Source organism: Streptomyces boluensis (assembly GCF_009908195.1).
GTDB classification, from domain to species: domain Bacteria; phylum Actinomycetota; class Actinomycetes; order Streptomycetales; family Streptomycetaceae; genus Streptomyces; species Streptomyces boluensis.
Map to the genome: position 1 here is coordinate 25636 of NZ_JAAAHS010000014.1, position 20431 is coordinate 46066.

Sequence of the window (20431 nt, forward strand, 5' to 3'; positions counted from 1 at the left end):
CTGACGTACGTAGTTTTACACAGCGTGGCCGGACGGTTGTAGAGGGTGGTCGGCCCCTGTTCAAAGGGGCCGAGAGCTGGAAACGACGCCGCCCCCGCACCGGAGTGCGGGGGCGGCGTCGGATCGTACGGTCGGAGCGACCGGCCGGTCAGCCTTCGTCGGACGGAGCGGAGGCCGAGACGGACGGCAGCGTCTGCTGCTCGGCCGCGGCGGTCTTCTTCGTCGTCTTCTTGGCGGCGGCCTTCTTGGTCGTCGTCGTCTTCTTGGCCGCGGTCTTCTTCGCGGCCGTCTTCTTGGCGGCGACCTTCTTCGTCGTGGCCTTCTTCGCCGCCGTCTTACGGGCGGCCTTCTTGGCCGGCGCGGGCGCCTCGTCAGCCGACTCGACCGCGGTCTCGGCCGGAGCCTCGGCAGCGGTCTCGGCGGCGGGCACGACCATGACGGCCGAGTCCTCCGAGGCGGTCGGCGCCGCGGCCTTGCGCACCGCACGGCGTCGCGGACGCGCGGGCGCGGCCTCGACGGCGGGCGCCGACACGGTCACCGGCTCGGCGGCGGGCTCCGGCTCGGCCGGGGTCTCGACCCGCACCGGGGCGGGCTCCACCACGGTCTCCGCCACCGGCGCCTCCTCGGTCACCTTGGGCGAACCGGCCGGGGCCGACGCCTTCCGGGTGGCCCGACGGCGCGTACGGCCCTTCGGCGCGGCCTCGTCCACCACCGCGGCGGGGGCGGGCTCGGCCACGGGCTCGGCGGCCGGAGCCACCGCTTCCTGGACCGGCTCCGGCTCCACCGGCTCGGCCTTCGCGACCTTGTCGGCCTTTGCCGCCTTCGCACGCCTGGCGGGCTTCTCGGCCTTCTCGGCCTTCGCGACCTGCTCAGCCTTCTCGAACTGCTCGGGCTGCGCGGGCTGTTCAGCCGCTACCGGCGTCTCGGCCTCGGCGGACCGCGGCGAACCGGCGGGCGCCGACGCCTTGCGCGTGGCCCGACGCCGCGAACGGCCACGGGACGCGGCGGCCTCGGCCTCGGCCGCGCTGCTGTACAGCTCCTCGTCCACGGCGAACTCGGGCTCGGCGAGCTTCGCCGGGGCCGCGGCCTCGGCGGCGACCTCCGCCTCCGTCTCGACGGCCTCGGCGGCAGCCTCGTGGGCGTGCTCGTGACCCTGGTCCTGCCCGTCCTTGCGGCCGCGCTTCTTGGAGCGCTTACCGCCGCCACCGGCGGAGCTCGGCTGCTCCATGTGCACGATCACGCCACGGCCGTTGCAGTGCACACAGGTCTCGGAGAAGGACTCCAGGAGCCCCTGCCCGACCCGCTTGCGCGTCATCTGCACCAGGCCGAGCGAGGTGACCTCGGCGACCTGGTGCTTCGTACGGTCCCGGCCCAGGCATTCGAGCAGGCGCCGCATGACCAGGTCCCGGTTGGACTCCAGGACCATGTCGATGAAGTCGACGACGACGATGCCGCCCAGGTCGCGCAGCCGCAGCTGGCGCACGATCTCCTCGGCCGCCTCCAGGTTGTTCCTGGTCACGGTCTCTTCGAGGTTGCCGCCCTGACCGGTGAACTTGCCGGTGTTGACGTCGACCACGATCATCGCTTCGGTCTTGTCGATCACCAGCGAACCACCGCTGGGCAGCCAGACCTTGCGGTCGAGCGCCTTCATCAGCTGCTCGTCGATCCGGTACGTCGCGAAGACGTCGACCTCGGACGTCCACTTCTGCAGACGGTCCGACAGGTCGGGCGCGACGTGCTGCACGTAGCCGTGGATGGTCTCCCAGGCCTCGTCACCGCTGACGACGACCTTCGAGAAGTCCTCGTTGAAGATGTCGCGGACGACCCGGACCGTCATGTCCGGCTCGCCGTACAGCAGGCTCGGCGAACTCGTCGACGCCTGCTTGGACTTCTTCTGGATCTCTTCCCACTGCGCCTGCAGCCGCTCGACGTCGCGGCTCAGCTCGTCCTCGCTCGCACCCTCGGCGGCGGTGCGCACGATGACGCCCGCGTCCTCGGGGACGATCTTCTTGAGGATGGTCTTCAGGCGGGCCCGCTCGGTGTCGGGCAGCTTGCGGCTGATGCCGGTCATCGAGCCCTCGGGCACGTACACCAGGTACCGGCCGGGCAGCGACACCTGGCTGGTCAGCCGGGCGCCCTTGTGGCCGATCGGGTCCTTGGTGACCTGCACGAGCACGGACTGGCCGGACTTGAGGGCGGTCTCGATACGGCGCGGCCCGTTGGCCATGCCGAGCGCCTCGAAGTTGACCTCACCCGCGTACAGCACGGCGTTGCGGCCCTTGCCGATGTCGATGAAGGCGGCCTCCATCGACGGCAGGACGTTCTGCACCTTGCCCAGGTAGACGTTGCCGACGTACGAGGTCGACTGCTCCTTGTTGACGTAGTGCTCGACGAGGATGTTGTCCTCGAGCACGCCGATCTGGGTGCGGTCGCCGTGCTGGCGGACGATCATCTCCCGGTTGACCGCCTCGCGGCGGGCCAGGAACTCGGCCTCGGTGATGATCGGCACACGGCGACGGCCCTGCTCACGACCCTCGCGGCGGCGCTGCTTCTTGGCCTCCAGACGGGTCGAGCCCTTGATGGACTGCACCTCGTCGGACGGCTCGGACTCCTTCTTCGGCCGCGGCTCACGGACCTTGACGACCGTACGCTCCGGGTCGCCGTCGCCCGCCTGCTCGCTGTCGGGGCCGGAGTCACCGGCGCGACGGCGACGGCGCCGACGACGACGGCTGCTGGAGGAACCACCGGAGTCGCGCTCCGCGCGCTCGTCGGCGGCGTCCTCCTCGATCTGCTCGGCGGTGTCCTCGGCGTCCTGCTCGGCCTGCTCGGCGGCCTCGTCGCTCGCGCCGTCCTCGCCGTCCTCGTGCTCCTGGTCGGCGGACTCACCGCGGCGACGGCGACGGCCACCGCGACGGCGACGACGGCCCTGACGGCCGCCCTGCTCGTCGGAGTCGTCACCCTCGACGGACTCCTCGGCCGACTCGTCCTCGACGGACTCGACGGGCTCGGCGGACTCCTCGGCCGCGGCGGGCTCGGCCACCGGGGCAGCGGCCTTCGCGGGCTCGGCGGCCACCGGCTCGGCGGGCTCACCCCGGCGACGGCGCCGACGGCGCGCACCCGCGGTGGGCTCCTCCTCCGGCGCTTCCTCGACCGGCTCAACCTGCTCGGCCTCACCGGCCGCCTCGGCGGCGGCAGCGGCGGCGGCGCGCTCGGGCGTCTGGAACATCGGCTCGGTGAACACGGGCGCCTGGAACACCGCGACCGCGGGGCGCTTACGGCGCCGCGAACCGGTCTCCTCGGTGTCCTGCTCGGCGTCCTTCGCACCCCGGGCGCCGCCCGGCTCGGAGAAGATCGCCGACGACTTGCGCGCGGCCCGACGACGACCCCGCTTGGGAGCCTCGGCGGGAGCGGCCTCAGCGGCCGGAACCTCGGCGGGCGCGGCCTCAGCCGCAGCGGCCTCGACGGGCGCGACCTCAGCGGCGGGCGCCTCGGCGACCGGGGCGTCAGCGGTGGGCGCACTGACCTTGCGGGTGGCACGGCGACGCGAACGACCGCGCGGCGCGGCCTCGGCGTCGTCCTGAGCGGGCGCCTCGGCCGGAGCCTCGACAGCGGCCGGAGCCGCGACCGGCTCAGCGACGGGCTCGGCCACCGGGGCGGCCGTCTCGCTCTCATCAGTGGTCTTGGGGGCACCGGCCGGGGCGGTCGCCTTACGGGTGGCACGGCGACGGCTACGACGCGGCGCTTCCTCGACGGGCGCGACCTCAGCGGTCTCAGTGGCCTCAGCGACCTCGACCGGCTCAGCGACCTCGGAGGGCGCGGCAGCCTCGACGGGCGCGGCGGTCTCGTCGCTCGCGGCGGCGGCCTTCGGCGCCCCGGCGGGCGCGGAGGCGCGGCGGGTGGCACGGCGCCGGGCACGCGGCGCGGCGACCTCTTCGGTGGCGGTAGCGGCGGCAGTGTCGACGGCCTCGACCGCGGCGGCCTCTTCGGCCTCGGGGTCGACAGCGGACGCGGGCTCGTCGGCGGACGCGGTCACAGCCGCGGCCGTACCACTCTCGGTGGCCGCCGTGGGCGGCCCTGCCGGGCGGGAAGCGGCGCGGCGCCGACGGCGCGGCGGCAGCTTGTCGCCAGGTGCGTTGTTGTGTTCCTCGGCGTCGCCGGTCACACCGGACTCGTTGGGCTCGAGCATGCGGGCGGTTCTCCCGTCAGGCTCCCGGGCGCCGCGCCTGGTAACCGGTGACGTCCGCGGCCTGCGCGCGAAGCGCGGGGCCGCCGTCCGGTAGGCGCGGGCGCCGCACGGGAGCTTTCAGTGTCTGTCTCGCCGGTTCCGTACGCGATGTACGCACGGCCTGGCGAAAGTCTTGGTGGTCAGCGCGCGGCCCGACCCAGGTGGCTCCCGAGTACGAGGGCTGCGCTACGACGGACATCCCTACGCGGAGCCTTCCGGCGCCTGCGCTGCCGCGACGGGCGATCCGGCGGCCCCTGAGCGATCGGCCGGGGCGGCCGTGACTGCCTCGCGGTCGGGCGCGAGCGGGTCGGTCACCGTGCCGGACTCTTCATCGAATGGCCCCTGCGCCAGCCTGGTCACCGCTACGGGGACCGGCGGCGCCAGGTCGGCCACAGCTCGGAGACCGGACAGGACGTCGTCGGGTCGAACGGCAGGCGTCACGTGCCGAACAACCAGCCGCAGTATCGCACAGGGCCCGTCCACGGGCCTATCAGCATGTGGACGGGACGCTTCGAGAGCTGCGACGGCGGCACGCGCGTCAAAGGTGCGCATGCCGTTCTTCGTACGCCGCTGGACCTCTACCGCCTCGGCGGCGAGGAAGGTCTCGGCCGCGTGCGCGGCGTCCTCGACCGTGACTCCGTCGAGCCGCAGCTCCCAGACGGAGGCCTGGAGCCGGTCGGCGAGACCGGAGGTGCGGGCCTCGACCACGTCGGTGATGTCGAGCCCGGTGGGCAGCGACTCATCGAGCAGGTCCTTGAGCATCGCGGGGTCGCGGTGCTCGGTGAGGGCGATCTCCAAGTACTCGGCCTCGCTGCCCGTGCCGGTGGGTGCGGCATTGGCGTACGACACCTTGGGGTGCGGGGTGAAGCCCGCCGAGTACGCCATGGGGACCTCGGCGCGACGCAGGGCGCGCTCGAAGGCGCGCTGGAAGTCGCGGTGGCTGGTGAACCGGAGGCGGCCGCGCTTGGTGTAGCGCAGTCGGATGCGCTGCACCGCCGGTGCGGGCGGCGGGCCTTCGGGCTGTCGCTTGCCCAGTGTCGTTCAGTCCTTCGTGAGCTTCGTGTATGCGGTCGTACTGCTACCTAGAGTACGTGCACCGGCCGCTCCCGGTTCCCCGTGGGCCGTCGCGGGGGCGAGCGGCTCGGGTTCCGGCCGGGGTGCGCCGAAGAGGGCGCGGCGCAGGTCGGCCCGTACTTGGCGGGCGCTGTCGCGGGCAACTGTCAGGGCGGCGCGCACGGTTCGGGCGACGGGCCGCCACAGTCCGTCGCGCACCAGGTGGCCGACGGGGGTCATGACGTGCCGGTACGTCCACCGCACCGGTTCCACGAACACCCACCGCAGCAGTTGCCCGAGGAAGCGGCCGACGGCGCGGGACACGTACCCGGCGATCCGCCACGCGTGCCCGAGCGCGGCGCCGACCTCGCGCCCGATCACCGCGAGCACCCGCCCGACGGGCACGAGCACCCACCGCCACAGGAAGACCGCCGGCGCGACCACGAGCCACCGCCACACGAACACCGCGGGCGCCACCACGAGCCACCGCCACACGAACACCGCGGGCGCCACCACGAGCCACCGCCACAGGAAGACGGCCGGTACGACCACCAACCACCGCCACAGGAAGGCGAGTCCGGTGCCGAGTGCGCGTACCGCCCACGCGATGCCGTGCCCGAGCGGGGTGAGGAGCCGGTGGTACAGCCACAGCGCGGGCGCCACGAGGAGCACCCGGCCGAGCCACGCGAGCGCGCGCCCGACAGGGACGACGACGTACCGCCAAAGACCCACCCACGGCCACACGAACACCGCGAGCACCAGCCGGCCGAGCACGTCGCCGATCGCCTTGGTGACCAGGGCGAGGAGGTGGCCGACCGGGGTCAGCACATGCGCGTAGAGCCAGCGGGCGGGCAGCACGGCCAGGGTGTGCCAGCACCAGCGGAGGCCGTGGCCGAGCGGGGTGAGGAGATTGCGGTACGCCCACACCCACGGCACGACGAACAGGGCGCGGCCGAGGGGGCGCAGCAGATAGCGGTGCAGGAACCGGCCGCTGACGACGAGCGCGTCCCAGATCAGCCGCACCGGTACGACGAGGACCAGCACCACGATCCGTACCGGCAGCCGGATCGCCGTCACCAGACAGCCCTCGGGCCCCGCCGACGGCGGTGGGGTCATGGGGCGCTTCTCCCGTTCCATGTCGACGATGACGCTTCGCCGGCCGGTTTGGATGCGCCCGGCGGGAAACGGAATCGCCGGGGCGCGTGAACGCCCCGGCGGGAACCGCTACTTGACGACCGTGAGCGGAAGCAGCTTCTTGCCGGTCGGGCCGATCTGGATGTGGGTGTCCATCTGCGGGCAGACGCCGCAGTCGAAGCACGGGGTCCAGCGGCAGTCCTCGACCTCGGTCTCGTCGAGGGAGTCCTGCCAGTCCTCCCAGAGCCAGTCCTTGTCGAGACCGGAGTCCAGGTGGTCCCAGGGCAGGACCTCTTCGTAGGTGCGCTCGCGGGTCGTGTACCAGTCGACATCCACGCCGTACGCCGGCAGCGTCTTCTCGGCGCAGGCCATCCAGCGGTCGTACGAGAAGTGCTCGCGCCAGCCGTCGAAGCGGCCGCCGTCCTCGTAGACGGCGCGGATGACCGAGCCGATGCGGCGGTCGCCGCGGGAGAGCAGGCCCTCGACGATGCCGGGCTTGCCGTCGTGGTAGCGGAAGCCGATGGAGCGGCCGTACTTCTTGTCGCCGCGGATCTTGTCGCGGAGCTTCTCCAGGCGGGCGTCGGTGTCCTCGGCGGAGAGCTGCGGGGCCCACTGGAACGGGGTGTGCGGCTTGGGCACGAAGCCGCCGATGGAGACCGTGGCGCGGATGTCGTTCTTGCCGGAGACCTCACGGCCCTTGGCGATCACGGAGGTCGCCATGTCGGCGATCTGCAGGACGTCCTCGTCGGTCTCCGTCGGCAGGCCGCACATGAAGTACAGCTTCACCTGGCGCCAGCCGTTGCCGTACGCGGTCGCGACGGTCCGGATCAGGTCCTCTTCCGAGACCATCTTGTTGATGACCTTGCGCATGCGCTCACTGCCGCCCTCGGGGGCGAAGGTGAGGCCCGAGCGGCGGCCGTTGCGGGTCAGCTCGTTGGCGAGGTCGACGTTGAAGGCGTCCACGCGGGTGGAGGGCAGCGAGAGGCCGATCTTGTCCTCTTCGTACCGGTCCGCGAGGCCCTTCGCGACCTCGCCGATCTCGGAGTGGTCGGCGGAGGACAGCGAGAGCAGGCCGACCTCCTCGAAGCCGGTCGCCTTGAGGCCCTTCTCCACCATGTCGCCGATGCCGGTGATGCTTCGCTCCCGCACGGGGCGCGTGATCATGCCGGCCTGGCAGAAACGGCAGCCTCGGGTGCAGCCGCGGAAGATCTCCACGGACATCCGCTCGTGCACCGTCTCGGCGAGCGGCACGAGCGGCTGCTTCGGGTACGGCCACTCGTCGAGGTCCATCACCGTGTGCTTGGACACACGCCACGGGACGCCCGACTTGTTCGGTACGACGCGGCCGATGCGGCCGTCGGGCAGGTACTCCACGTCGTAGAACGCGGGGATGTAGACGTTGCCCGTCTTCGCGAGGCGGAACAGGACCTCTTCACGGCCACCGGGACGGCCCTCGGCCTTCCAGCCGCGGATGATCTCCGTCATGTCGAGCACGGCCTGCTCGCCGTCGCCGATGATCGCCGCGTCGATGAAGTCGGCGATCGGCTCCGGGTTGAACGCGGCGTGCCCGCCCGCGAGGACGATCGGGTCGTCCAGCGTGCGGTCCTTGGCCTCGAGCGGGATGTCCGCGAGCTCGAGGGCCGCGAGCATGTTGGTGTAGCCGAGCTCCGTGGAGAAGGAGAGCCCGAAGACGTCGAACGCCTTCACCGGGCGGTGGCTGTCGACCGTGAACTGCGGCACATTGTGCTCGCGCATCAGCTCTTCGAGGTCGGGCCACACGCTGTAGGTGCGCTCGGCGAGGACACCCTCGCGCTCGTTCAGCACCTCGTAAAGGATCATGACGCCCTGATTGGGCAGCCCGACCTCGTACGCGTCCGGGTACATGAGCGCCCAGCGGACGTCACATTCGTCCCACGGCTTGACGGTGGAGTTCAGCTCGCCACCGACGTACTGAATGGGCTTCTGCACGTGCGGCAGCAGAGCCTCTAGCTGGGGGAAGACGGACTCGGCAGGCATCACAGCAACCTTCGTGAGCTGGCTGGGGGCATCCCCTAGCCGGAGGCAGGGGCAGGGTGACCCTCAAGCCTAACGCGTCCGGCGGAGCCTCTCGGCCGCCGAGACCGCCCCCTCCCACCACGCGGGCAGCCCGGCCTCGGAGTGTTCGGCGGCCTTTTCCTGCCTGCCGTACAGCAGCCCGTATGTGAAGGAACTCTCCCCCGCCGCCTGTGCCTGCGTGGCCAGATCGCGCAGCGCGAGCCGTGTCATCACGCTGTCCTGGTGCTCGCCGAGCCCGCTCTGCAGCTGCTTCGCGCGGGCGGCGAGGCGCTTCGCGGGCTTGCCGAGCTCGGGGGTCGCGAGCTCCGCCGCGTACCGGGTGCGCTTGGCCTTCTTGCGGGCCTCGTGCAGGGCCACGTCCCGTTCGGTGCCCGGGTCCGCGGTGAGCGCCGCCTCGACCTGGCCGGACAGCCGCTCGAACTCGCGCAGCACCGCCTTCGGCAGCACGTCCCCTGCGGGCTTCGCTGCGGCCGCGCGCAGCGGCGGAGCGGCGAGCAGCGCGTCCACGGTGTCGAGCAGCGCGAGGTAGCGCCGGCCGTCGAGCACCGTGGTCAGGCGGCGCCGCGAACCACCGCGCCGGGCCGCCGACCAGGTGCGCAGCCGCCCCCGCACGGGCCCGACGACCAGCGTGCGGGGCAGTTCCGCGACGGCTTCCCCCAGGCGCGCGGTGAGCACTTCGCGGTCCCGGTCGACCCCGAGCTCACCGGCGAGCCACTTGAGCTCCGCGCCGACCGGATCGGTGACGGCCCGGTCCAGGACCTTGCGGTACGAGCGCAGGGCGCTGCGCATCCGGCGGGTGGCGACCCGCATCTGGTGCACGGCGTCGGGCAGGTCACGGCGGACGTCCGGGTCGAGGGCGACGAGGGCGTCGCGCTGGGTGCGCAGATACGCGAGCACATGGTCCCCGGCGGTGACGGGCGCCGCCGGCTCCGTCCCCCCGGGCGGCGCCGTACCGGTCTCGGCGAGCGCGCGGGCCAGCTTCGACGCGGAGCCCGCGGGGACGATGCCCGCCTTGCGCAGCCGCTTCTCCACCCGGTCGAGGAACGCGGGGTCGCCGCCCTCCGCCAGCTCCACCTCGATCTCGGTCCACCCCGCGCTGCCGTCCCCGCCGCTCAGCCGGTCGGCCCGTACGGCGTCGACGCTGACCTCGGCGAGCAGCGCGCCGTCCGCGTCCACGAGGTGGTGCAGGGCGCGGGCGGAGCGGAGCCGGACCACGGGGACGAGGGCGGCGTCGCGGACGCGGGACCGTACGAGTCCGGCAAGGGCGCGCGGCACCTGGGCGGAGAGCGGGGCGTGCACCTCGTCGCGCACGTCGGCGGCGACCGGGAGCTTGAGGTGCCAGCCGGCGTCGTCCCCGCCGGTGCGGCGGCGCAGGGTGCGCGCGGAGGCGGCGAGGCGGAGGTCGGCGGTGTCGTAGTAGGTGGCGTCCAGGTCGACCACGCCGCGGTCCAGGACGGCGGCGACCCCGGACACCCGCGTCAGGTCGGGCAGTCCGGGGCCGTCGGCCGATCCGGTCGATCCGCTGGTTCCGGTGGCTTCGTACTTCCGCTCGATCTCGCGTTTCGTATCCGCCATAGAACAAAATTTAGTCGCGCGGCGCGGACCTGGGCAGCCCCCTCGGCGGGCCGGTCGTGCTCAGGCCGACATCGGCCGCTGCACCCGGATCGACTGGAGCAGTCCGATGGCGATCCAGACCGCGAACATCGACGTACCGCCGTAACTCACGAACGGCAGCGGAAGGCCCGCCACCGGCATGATGCCGAGGGTCATCCCGACGTTCTCGAAGGCCTGGAAGGCGAACCAGGCGATGATGCCGGCGGCGACGATCGTGCCGTACAGCTCAGACGTCTCGCGGGCGATCCGGCAGGCACGCCAGAGCACCACACCGAGCAGGACGAGGATCAACCCGGCGCCGAGGAAGCCGAGTTCCTCACCGGCGACGGTGAAGATGAAGTCGGTCTGCTGCTCGGGCACGAACTGGCCGGTGGTCTGCGAGCCGTTGCCGAGCCCGGAACCGGTGAGTCCGCCGGAGCCGATGGCGATACGGGCCTGGTTGGTGTTGTAGCCGACGCCCGCCGGGTCGAGCGCCGGGTTGGCGAAGGCCGCGAACCGGGCGATCTGGTAGTCGTCGAGCAGTCCGAGCTGCCAGACCGCGACGGCCCCCGCGGCACCGGTGCCGAGCAGTCCGAGCACCCAGCGGTTGGAGGCGCCGGAGGCGAGCAGCACGCCGAGCACGATCACGGCCATCACCATGACGGAGCCGAGGTCCGGCATCAGCATGGTGACCATGATCGGCACGAAGGCGAGGCCGAGTGCCTGGACGACGGTGCGGTGGTCGGGGTGGTCCCGGTCGCCCGCGTCGACCCGCGCGGCGAGCAGCATCGCCATGCCCAGGATGATCGTGATCTTCACGAACTCGGAGGGCTGCAGCGAGAGTCCGCCGATGTTGATCCACGCGTGCGCGCCGTTGATGGTCGCCCCGAGCGGGGTGAGCACGAGCAGCACGAGGAACACCGAGAGGCCGTACAGGATCGGCACCGCGGTACGCAGCGTGCGGTGGCCGAGCCAGATGGTGCCGGCCATCAGGGCGAGCCCGATCCCGATGTTCAGGATGTGCTTGAACAGGTACGAGTACGGGTCGTCGCCGACGAGTTCGGTGCGGTTGCGGGTCGCGGAGTAGACCAGCGCCGAACCGACCAGGGAGAGCGCGACCGCCGCCAGGAGCAGCGGCCAGTCGAGCCGCCGGGTGACCGCGTCACGGGCGAACAGCTTGGACCAGGAGCCGCGTTCGGGCCCGTATCCGGAGACGGAGAATCCGCCGGCCATCAGTCCCGCCTCCCCGGCGCCTGCGCGGCGAGGCCGGCCGCGAGCTCCTGCTCGGCGGGCGGCTCCTCCTTCTGCGGGTCGTACGGCTTGACCTCGGGCGCGTCGATGGAACCGTCTCCCTGGATCTTGGGCAGCGCGGACTGGGGCTTGGGCAGCAGGGCCTTCTTGAGGTTCTGCTGGCCCTTGGCGTCGAGGCCGTAGATCGCGTCGTAGATCTTGCGGACGGCGGGGCCGGCGGAGCCGGATCCGGTACCACCCTGGGAGATGGTCATCACGATCGTGTAGTCGTCGGTGTACGTGGCCAGCCAGCCGGTGGTCTGCTTGCCGTAGACCTGTGCGGTACCGGTCTTCGCGTGCATCGGGATCTTGTCCTGCGGCCAGCCGCCGAACCTCCAGGCGGCCGTGCCGTTGGTGGCGACGCCGGCCAGGGCCTTGTTCAGGTCGGCGACGGTCTTGGCGTCGACCGGCAACTTGCCGTGCGACTTGGGCTTGATCTCCTCGACCTGCTTGCCGTCGGGGCTGATGACCGCCTTGCCGACGGTGGGGTCGTAGAGGGTCCCGCCGTTGGAGATGGCGGAGTAGATGGTGGCCATCTGGATGGGCGTGACGAGGACGTCGCCCTGTCCGATGGCGTAGTTGACGCTGTCACCGGCCTTGAGGCGGTTGCCCTCCAGGCAGTTCTCGAAGGCGATCTTCTCGGCGTAGTCGCCGTCCTTCTTGCCCTGCTTGCACCAGACGTCCTTGTTGGCCTTCCAGAAGTCCTTCTTCCACTGGCGGTCGGGGATGCGGCCGGTGACCTCGTTGGGGAGGTCGACGCCGGTCTCCTTGCCTAGGCCGAAGTCGCGGGCCGTCTTGTAGAACCAGTCGGAAGGGCTCTTCTTCGGCTGGTTGCCGCCGTCGCGCTTCCACTCGCTGTGGCCGAGGGCGTAGAAGACGGTGTTGCAGGAGACTTCGAGGGCGCGGCCGAGGGTGATCGGGCCGTACCCCTTCGACTCGAAGTTCGCGAAGCTGCGGTTGCCGAGGCTGTAGGAGCTGGAGCAGTTGTACTTGCCGTCGAAGGGATGCCCGCCCCGGACGGCGGCGCTCGCGGAGACCACCTTGAAGATGGAGCCGGGCGGGGCCTGGCCCTGGATGGCCCGGTTGAGCAGCGGGTAGTTGGACTTCTTGGTGGTGAGCTTGGCGTAGTCCTTGCCGGAGATGCCGCCGACCCAGGCGTTGGGGTCGTAGTCCGGCTGCGAGGCCATGGAGACGACGCGGCCGGTCTTCGACTCCATGACGACCACGGCACCCGAGTCGGCCTCGTACTTACGGCCGGTGATCTTGTCGGTCTCCAGGCGGGCGGTCTTCATCGCCTCGTTGAGCTCGTACTCGGCGACGCGCTGCACCCGGGCGTCGATGCTGGTGACCACGTTGGAGCCGGGCCGCCCCGGGTCCGACTGGGTCTTGCCCATGACGCGGCCGAGCTTGTCGACCTCGTAGGCCGTGACGCCCGCCTTGCCGCGCAGGTCCTTGTCGTAGGTGCGCTCAAGACCGGAGCGGCCCACCGAGTCGGAGCGCAGATACGGTGACGCGGTGTCCTTGGCCGCCTGGATCTCCGCGTCCGTGACCGGCGAGAGGTAGCCGAGCACCTGCGAGGTCTGGGCACCGCCGGGTGCGGCGTAGCGGCGGACGGCGGTGGGCTCGGCGCTGATGCCGGGGAACTCCTCGGCGCGCTCCCGGATCTGCAGGGCCTGCCGGGGCGTGGCCTCGTCGGTGATCGGGATGGGCTGGTACGGCGAACCGTTCCAGCAGGGCTGCGGGGTCTTGGCGTCGCAGAGCCGGACCTTGTCGCCGACTTCCTTGGGCGTCATGCCGAGCACCCCGGCGAGCCGGGTGAGGACGGCGTCCCCGTCGTCCTTCATCTTCATCAGCTCGGTACGCGACGCGGAGACCACGAGCCGGGTCTGGTTGTCGGCGAGGGGCACACCCGTGGCGTCGAGGATCGAGCCGCGTACGGCGGGGTCGACGACGCGCTGCACATGGTTGCCGTTGGCCTCGTCGGCGTACTCCTCGCCGTTGCGCACCTGGAGGTACCAGAGGCGGCCGCCGAGGGTGAGCAGGAGGGAGAAGACGAGTACCTGGATGATGACGAGCCGGATCCGGACCCGGGGTGTCCGGCCTGTTTCGGGAATGTTGGTCACAGCCGCTTGACCCCCTTGATGCGGCCGGCGCGGGCCACGCGTGCCTTGGCCGACTTCATCCGCAGACCCGAGCCGCGCTGGCTGCCGATGCGCAGTCCGGTGCCGGCGGAGAGCCAGCCGGTGGAGACGTCACTGGTCTTGCCGCCGCCCGAGTCGGCGAGCGGGTCGTTCTCTGCGCGTCTGGCCAGGGCCATGATCGCGGGCACCACGAAGGGCGCGAGCAGCAGGTCGTAGAGCGTCGCGGTGAACAGCAGGCTGCCGAGGCCGACCTGTGCGGCGGCGGTGTCGCCGACGAGGGCGCCGACTCCGGCGTACAGCAGGGTGGAGCCGATCGCTCCGGCGACCACGACGGCCATCGGGCCTGTGGCGGACCGCAGTTGGCCCGAGTCGGGCTTCATCAGGCCCGCGAGGTACCCGACGAGGCAGAGCACCAGGGCGTACCGCCCGGCGGCGTGGTCGGCGGGCGGGGCGAGGTCGGCGAGGAGTCCGGCGCCGAAGCCGATGAGGGCGCCGCCGACGTGTCCGTAGACGAGTGCGAGGGCGAGCACGGTGAGGAGCATCAAGTCCGGTACGGCGCCGGGCAGATGGAGCCTGGCGAGCACGGTGACCTGGATGACGAGGGCGACGACCACCAGCGTGGTGGACAGGAGCATCCGGTTGAAGCGCATGGGTGTTACTCCTGGTCGTCCTGGGGCTGCTGACCGGTCCCGGCCGCGTCGTCCGCGGCGCCGTCGGCGGGTGGCGCCTGGCCGTCCTGGCCCTGCTCACCCTGTCCCGCCTGGCCTTCCTGGCCGGGGCCCGGCGGGGCGACGGTGACCGTGACGGTCGGGGTCGGCTTGGGCTTCACCGGCTCGGGCAGCACCTTGTCGCGCGGGTCGGTGCGGGGCGCTTCGACGACGATGCCGACGATGTCGAGCTTGGTGAAGCCGACGTACGGCTTGACGTGGACGGTGCGGGTCAGGTCGCCGCCGGTGGGGTCGACCTTGACGACCTCGCCGAGCGGTACGCCCGGCACGAACGGCTTGTCGGCCTGCGAGCCGAAGGTGACCATCCGGTCGCCCTTCTTGACCTTGGCCTTGCCGTTGAGCATCTGCACGGCGAGGTCACGGTCGCCGCGGCCGGTGGCGAAGCCCAGTTCGTCGGTCTTCTCCATCCGGGTGCCCACGGTGAAGTCCGGGTCGTTGGCGAGCAGTACGGTCGCGGTGCCGGGGCCGACCGTGGTGACCCGGCCGACGAGTCCGTCACCGTTGAGGACGGTCATGTCGCGGCGGATGCCGTCGTTGGCGCCCGCGTCGATGGTGACGGTCCAGGAAAAGCCCTGCGCGGCTCCTATGGCGATGACCTCGGCGCCCTTGATGCCGTACTGGCCGGCGCCCGCCTTCTTCAGCATCTGGTCGAGCTGGCGGACCCGGCTGCGGTTCCGGTCGTCACTGCCGAGCTTCGCCTTGAGCGCGGCGTTCTCCCGCTCCAGTTCGCTGATACGGCTGTGCCTGCCGTCGGAGTCGCGGACCGCGGCGATGGCGTTGCCCAGCGGGTCGACCGCTGTCGAAACGCCGTTCTCCACCGGTCCGAAGACTGTCGCGGCGGCCTGTCGGGCACCGTCGACCGGGGAGTCCCCTCCACCGCGGATGTCCACCGTGATCAATGCGAACGCGATGGCGATCAGCAGCACCAGGAGCAGCCGGCTCTCTCGTGTGTCCCTCACGTGCGGCGGCCGTGCCTTCCTCGTCGGAATGGTTGTGCCTCTTGCTTATGTACGCCTGCGGGGCGCGTTTGTCCTGTCGGGCGGGGGTCCGGGGCAGGTCGGACTCATGCCTCTATATCAACGATCCGCCGTACGAAAAGACAGCTCCGTACGGCGGATGTCGTGGAATTGGTTCATCTACGGGGCGAGGAGTCGAGGACCTGCTGCAGGGCCTCGAACTCGTCCACGCACTTGCCGGATCCGAGCACCACGGAGTCCAGCGGGTCCTCGGCGATGTGGATCGGCATGCCGGTCTCGCGGCGCAGCCGCTCGTCGAGGCCGCGCAGGAGCGCGCCGCCGCCGGTGAGGACGATGCCGCGGTCCATGACGTCGCCGGAGAGCTCCGGCGGGCACTTGTCGAGGGTGGTCTTCACCGCGTCCACGATCGCGTTGACCGGCTCCTCGATGGCCTTGCGCACCTCGGCCGCGGAGATCACCACGGTCTTGGGGAGGCCGGAGACCAGGTCGCGGCCGCGGATCTCGGTGTGCTCGTCGGCGTCCAGGTCGTACGCCGAACCGATCGTGATCTTGATCTGCTCGGCGGTGCGCTCACCGAGGAGGAGGCTGTACTCCTTCTTGATGTGCTGGATGATCGCGTTGTCCAGCTCGTCGCCGGCGACCCGGATCGACTGTGCTGTGACGATTCCTCCGAGCGAGATGACGGCGACCTCGGTGGTGCCGCCGCCGATGTCCACCACCATGTTGCCCGTGGCCTCGTGCACCGGGAGGCCGGAGCCGATGGCGGCGGCCATGGGCTCCTCGATGATGTGCACCTGGCGGGCACCGGCCTGCGTGGAGGCCTCGATGACCGCGCGGCGCTCCACACCGGTGATGCCGGACGGCACGCACACCACGACGCGGGGGCGGGCCAGGTAGCGGCGCTTGTGGATCTTGAGGATGAAGTAGCGGAGCATCCGCTCGGTGATCTCGAAGTCGGCGATGACGCCGTCCTTCAGCGGGCGGACCGCGACGATGTTGCCAGGGGTGCGGCCGATCATCTTCTTCGCCTCAGCGCCGACCGCGAGGATGCCGCCCGTATTCGTGTTGATGGCGACGACGGACGGTTCGTTGAGTACGATGCCGCGGCCCCTGACGTACACCAGCGTGTTGGCGGTCCCGAGGTCGACAGCCATGTCCCGGCCGATGAACGACATGTTTGGTCCCATCAGGATGCGTCTGGCCTTCCCAAAGTCGAGCGTCAATGGCTTTGTCAGGTCGGCAAGGTGGGTGCTGTGGCGTGGAGGCTTACATCGTAGTCTCGCCTGCACGGACACGGCGCGAGGGTCTCCGCCATTGTCAGCAGATGACTCGCCGCCCCGCTAATGGGGACGAGCCGACGGAAGGATGCGTTCCCCCAAACGGCTTGCATATGCCAAGAGGCGGCCCGTAATTCATGGCCACCTCTTGACACAGAAGCAGATTCTGACGACCTCTCAGCAGGGCGCGTCAGCCGCGTCCCGGACAGGTCTCAGTCGATGTCTCGGACGAGATCTCAGATGAAGTCTCAGACCAGCGAGGGGAAAAAGAGCTTCAGCTCGCGCTCCGCGGACTCCTCCGAGTCCGAGGCGTGGATGAGGTTCTCGCGCACGATCGTGCCGAAGTCACCGCGGATGGAACCGGGTGCGGCGGCGATCGGGTCGGTCGGGCCGGCGAGCGCGCGCACGCCCTCGATGACCCGCTCGCCCTCGACGACCAGGGCGACGACCGGACCCGAGGACATGAACTCCACGAGCGGCTCGTAGAACGGCTTGCCCTTGTGCTCGCCGTAGTGCTGCTCCAGGACGTCCTGGCTCAGGGTGCGCAGCTCCAGCGCGCTGATGGTCCAGTTCGCCTTGCGCTCGATACGGCCGATGACTTCGCCGATCAGACCACGGCGTACGGCGTCGGGCTTGAGCAGGACGAGGGTGCGCTGGCTCACTGTGTCGGCTCCTTCAAAGTGCAAATGCGGGTTCGCGGTGCGTCAGAGGCTACAGGGCCAGGAGCAGCACCGGTTACGCAGCGTCAAGCCCGCGGCAGGGCCGTCGCCCCCGGTCCGGACGACGGACACCCGCAAGACCTACACAGGATCCGCGCTCGCTTCCGCCTGGGCGGCGAAGCGGGCCTTCGCCTCGTCGACCTTGCGGCCGAAGTGCACCGAGCACCACCACAGCGCGGCGAAGCACGCGCCGAGGAAGAACATCGTCGGGACCACGAAGCCGGAGAGGATCAGGCCGATCTGCAGGGCCCAGCCGAGCTGCACACCGCCGGGCCTGCTGACCATGGCGCAGAGCAGCACCGAGACGACCATGGCGATGCCGCAGACCGTCCAGACCGTGCCCATCGTCAGGTCCGGGTCCTTCATGGCGACCAGACCGGCGAAGCCGATGATGAAGAACTCGCCGATCAGCGTGGACGAACAGAGCGTGCGCATGGAGTCAGCGCCTCCCCAGAAGCAGTCGGGCCTCGCCGACGGTGATGACGGAACCGGTGATCAGCACACCGCCACCGGCGTACTCCCCCTCTTCCTCGGCGAGGGTGATCGCGGCTTCGAGCGCGTCGTCCAGACGCGGCTCGACCTGCACCCGCTCGTCGCCGAAGACCTCGACGGCCACGGCGGCGAGGGCGTCCGCGTCCATGGAGCGGTGGCTGGAGTTCTGCGTGACGACGATCTCCGCGAAGATCGGCTCGAAGGCCTCGAGGAGTCCGCGTACGTCCTTGTCGCCGCTCGCGCCGACCACACCGATGAGCCGGCTGAAGTCGAAGACCTCGCTGATCGCCTCGGCGGTGGCGCGGGCCCCGGCCGGGTTGTGCGCGGCGTCCAGGACGACCGTCGGCGACTTGCGGATCACTTCGAGGCGGCCGGGCGAGATGACCGAGGCGAACGCCTTGCGGACCGTGTCGACGTCGAGCGGCTCGGCGCGCTGGGCGCCCACGCCGAAGAACGCCTCCACCGCGGCGAGCGCCACCGCGGCGTTGTGCGCCTGGTGGGCGCCGTGCAGCGGCAGGAAGATGCCTTCGTACTCCCCGCCGAGTCCGCGCAGGTTCATCAACTGGCCGCCGACCGCGACCTGTCGGGACACCACACCGAACTCCAGGCCCTCGCGGGCCACCGTGGCGTTGACCTCGACGGCCTTCTTCAGGAGCACCTGCGCGGCGTCCACCGGCTGCTGGGCCAGGATGACCGTCGCGTCCTGCTTGATCACACCGGACTTCTCGGTGGCGATCTCGCCGGGCGTCGAACCGAGCCGGTCCGTGTGGTCCAGGTCGATCGGGGTGACCACGGCGACATCGGCGTCGATGACGTTCGTCGCGTCCCAGGTGCCGCCCATGCCGACCTCGACGACGGCGACGTCCACCGGGGCGTCCGCGAACGCGGCGTACGCCATGCCCGTCAGGACCTCGAAGAACGACAGGCGGAAGTCCTCCTGTGCGTCGATCAACTCCACGTACGGCTTGATGTCCTGGTACGTCTCGATGAAGCGCTCGGCCGACATCGGGGCGCCGTCCAGGCTGATCCGCTCGGTGATCGACTGGACGTGCGGCGATGTGTACCGCCCCGTGCGGAGCTCGAAGGCGCCGAGCAGCGCCTCGATCATGCGGGCCGTGGACGTCTTGCCGTTGGTGCCGGTCAGGTGCACCGAGGGGTAGGCGCGCTGCGGGTCGCCGAGCACGTCCATCAGGGCCTGGATGCGGGTGACCGAGGGGTCGATCTTCGTCTCGCCCCAGCGGGAGGCGAGCTCCGTCTCCACCTCGCGCAGCGCCCGGTCCACCTCGGGGTCCTCGGGGCGCGCCGGCACATCGGCCTGCTGCGGGGCCGACTGGGCACGCAGGGTGCGGCTGCCGGCCTCGATCACGGCGAGGTCGGGGTCTCGTTCTGTCTCGTTCTCCACGATGCCCTCGAAGGAGTCATGCGTGTCGAGGTCGTCCGGGTCGTTGTGGTCGCTCGGGCTGCCGGGCGGGGGGAGGTCGCTCACGCCGACCAGTCTACGGAGGGGGTGTGACAGGTCCTTCGACCCGCCCGGTTCAGGACCTTGGGCCCGCCCTTCGCCCGGAACGCCGGGCAAACTTGGCGATCATGGACATAGGTATCGACCTCGGCACCGCCAACACCCTGCTCTACGCCCGCGGCCAGGGCATCGTGCTCAATGAACCCTCCGTCGTCGCCGTACGCGCGGGCGCCCGCGGGGCCCTCGCCGTCGGCGCGGAGGCCAAGGAGACCATCGGCCGCACCCCCGGGTCGATCACCGCGATCCGCCCGCTGCGGGACGGTGTGATCAGCGACTACGAGGCCGCCGAGGAGATGATCCGGCACTTCGTGCGCAAGGCCGTGCCGGGCCGCCGTCCCCGTACCCGCATGGTCGTCTGCGTGCCCAGCGGGGTCACCCCGGTCGAGCGGCGCGCGATCGTGCACGCCGCGGAGCGTGCCGGGGCCCGCGCGGTGCATCTCATCGAGGAGCCCATGGCCGCCGCGATCGGGGCGGGCCTGCCGGTGTCCGAGCCGCGCGGTTCGATGGTCGTGGACATCGGCGGCGGCACCACCGAGGTCGCCGTGATCTCCCTCGGCGGGATCGTCACCGCCCAGTCGCTGCGGGTCGGCGGCCACCGCCTGGACACGGCGATCACCGACTTCGTACGCAAGGAGCACGGGCTGCTCATCGGCGAGCGCACCGCCGAGGACATCAAGGTCGCCATCGGCTCGGCCTGGCCGGTGCCGGGCGCCGACTCCTTCGAGATGCGGACCCACGCGGTACGAGGACGGGAGAAGGTGCGCGGTCTGCCGAAGACCGTCGACCTGACCGTGAAGGAGGTGCGGGCCGCGCTCGACGAGCCGGTCGAGGCGATCATCACCGCTGTACGCGCCACCCTGGAGGACTGCCCGCCCGAGCTGTCCGGCGACGTCATGGAACACGGCATCGTGCTCACCGGCGGCGGCGCGCTGCTGCCCGCGCTCGACCTGCGCATCGCCTCCGCCACCGGCATCCCGGTCGTGGTGGCCGACAACCCGCTCGACTCGGTCGCCCTCGGCTGCGGCAGGTGCGTGGAGGATTTCGACTCGCTGGAACGGTTGCTGTCTGCGGTTTGAGGCGCCCGGCACGGGTGTTGCCGCCACGGGGGCTCCGCCCCCGGACCCCTTCCCCCAGCTACCGCTGGGAGGTGCCCCCACCTCAAACGCCGGAGGGGCTGATTTTTCCGGCCGGCACCTCCGCCACCACCTCGTACCGCATCCCCCGATGC

The 20431-nt window shown here is 71.0% G+C and carries 14 protein-coding genes; 1 reads left to right on the top strand and 13 read right to left on the bottom strand.

What is annotated here, in order from left to right; all coding sequences use genetic code 11:
- Positions 1–148: 148 nt before the first annotated feature.
- The 13 genes from GUY60_RS03680 to folC all read right to left on the bottom strand — a co-directional run bounded on the left by GUY60_RS03680 (position 149) and on the right by folC (position 19170).
- Positions 149–4186 (bottom strand): Rne/Rng family ribonuclease, encoded by a 4038-nt coding sequence (locus GUY60_RS03680; protein WP_161693669.1) that lies wholly within the window; start codon positions 4184–4186, stop codon positions 149–151.
- Between the two features lie 240 nt (positions 4187–4426).
- Positions 4427–5218: a TIGR03936 family radical SAM-associated protein gene (locus GUY60_RS03685; protein ID WP_161693671.1), complete on the bottom strand. Its 792-nt coding sequence runs from the start codon at positions 5216–5218 to the stop codon at positions 4427–4429.
- Positions 5219–5266: 48 nt separating this feature from the next.
- On the bottom strand, positions 5267–6394 hold the full coding sequence (locus tag GUY60_RS03690) for a phosphatidylglycerol lysyltransferase domain-containing protein (protein ID WP_246234239.1): 1128 nt from the start codon (positions 6392–6394) through the stop codon (positions 5267–5269).
- Between the two features lie 108 nt (positions 6395–6502).
- On the bottom strand, positions 6503–8428 hold the full coding sequence (locus GUY60_RS03695; RefSeq protein ID WP_161693675.1) for a TIGR03960 family B12-binding radical SAM protein: 1926 nt from the start codon (positions 8426–8428) through the stop codon (positions 6503–6505).
- A gap of 69 nt (positions 8429–8497) precedes the next feature.
- A complete protein-coding gene (locus GUY60_RS03700) occupies positions 8498–10042 on the bottom strand; it encodes a CYTH and CHAD domain-containing protein (protein WP_161693677.1) in 1545 nt (514 codons plus the stop codon).
- 60 nt (positions 10043–10102) lie between these two features.
- Positions 10103–11293 (bottom strand): rod shape-determining protein RodA, encoded by a 1191-nt coding sequence (gene rodA, locus GUY60_RS03705; protein ID WP_161693679.1) that lies wholly within the window; start codon positions 11291–11293, stop codon positions 10103–10105.
- Entirely contained in the window at positions 11293–13473 is a 2181-nt protein-coding gene (mrdA, locus tag GUY60_RS03710; protein WP_161693681.1) for a penicillin-binding protein 2, read from the bottom strand. The genes rodA and mrdA overlap by 1 nt, the downstream gene beginning before the upstream one ends.
- Entirely contained in the window at positions 13470–14141 is a 672-nt protein-coding gene (gene mreD / locus GUY60_RS38765; protein WP_161693683.1) for a rod shape-determining protein MreD, read from the bottom strand. The genes mrdA and mreD overlap by 4 nt, the downstream gene beginning before the upstream one ends.
- A 5-nt stretch (positions 14142–14146) precedes the next feature.
- On the bottom strand, positions 14147–15178 hold the full coding sequence (gene mreC / locus GUY60_RS03720) for a rod shape-determining protein MreC (protein ID WP_161693685.1): 1032 nt from the start codon (positions 15176–15178) through the stop codon (positions 14147–14149).
- A 173-nt stretch (positions 15179–15351) separates the two neighbouring features.
- Positions 15352–16371, bottom strand: coding sequence for a rod shape-determining protein (locus GUY60_RS03725; RefSeq protein WP_161693697.1), 1020 nt, complete (start codon positions 16369–16371; stop codon positions 15352–15354).
- Between the two features lie 350 nt (positions 16372–16721).
- A complete protein-coding gene (ndk, locus tag GUY60_RS03730; RefSeq protein WP_161693687.1) occupies positions 16722–17135 on the bottom strand; it encodes a nucleoside-diphosphate kinase in 414 nt (137 codons plus the stop codon).
- Positions 17136–17273: 138 nt separating this feature from the next.
- Positions 17274–17627, bottom strand: a complete 354-nt coding sequence (locus GUY60_RS03735; RefSeq protein ID WP_161693689.1) for a DUF4233 domain-containing protein — start codon at positions 17625–17627, stop codon at positions 17274–17276.
- A 4-nt stretch (positions 17628–17631) separates the two neighbouring features.
- The gene (gene folC / locus GUY60_RS03740; RefSeq protein ID WP_161693691.1) at positions 17632–19170 is read right to left on the bottom strand and encodes a bifunctional tetrahydrofolate synthase/dihydrofolate synthase; all 1539 of its coding nucleotides are present in this window, start codon (positions 19168–19170) and stop codon (positions 17632–17634) included.
- 101 nt (positions 19171–19271) lie between these two features.
- On the opposite strand from folC, the gene GUY60_RS03745 reads away from it, so the two are divergent.
- Positions 19272–20279, top strand: coding sequence for a rod shape-determining protein (locus GUY60_RS03745; protein WP_161693693.1), 1008 nt, complete (start codon positions 19272–19274; stop codon positions 20277–20279).
- Positions 20280–20431: the final 152 nt, after the last annotated feature.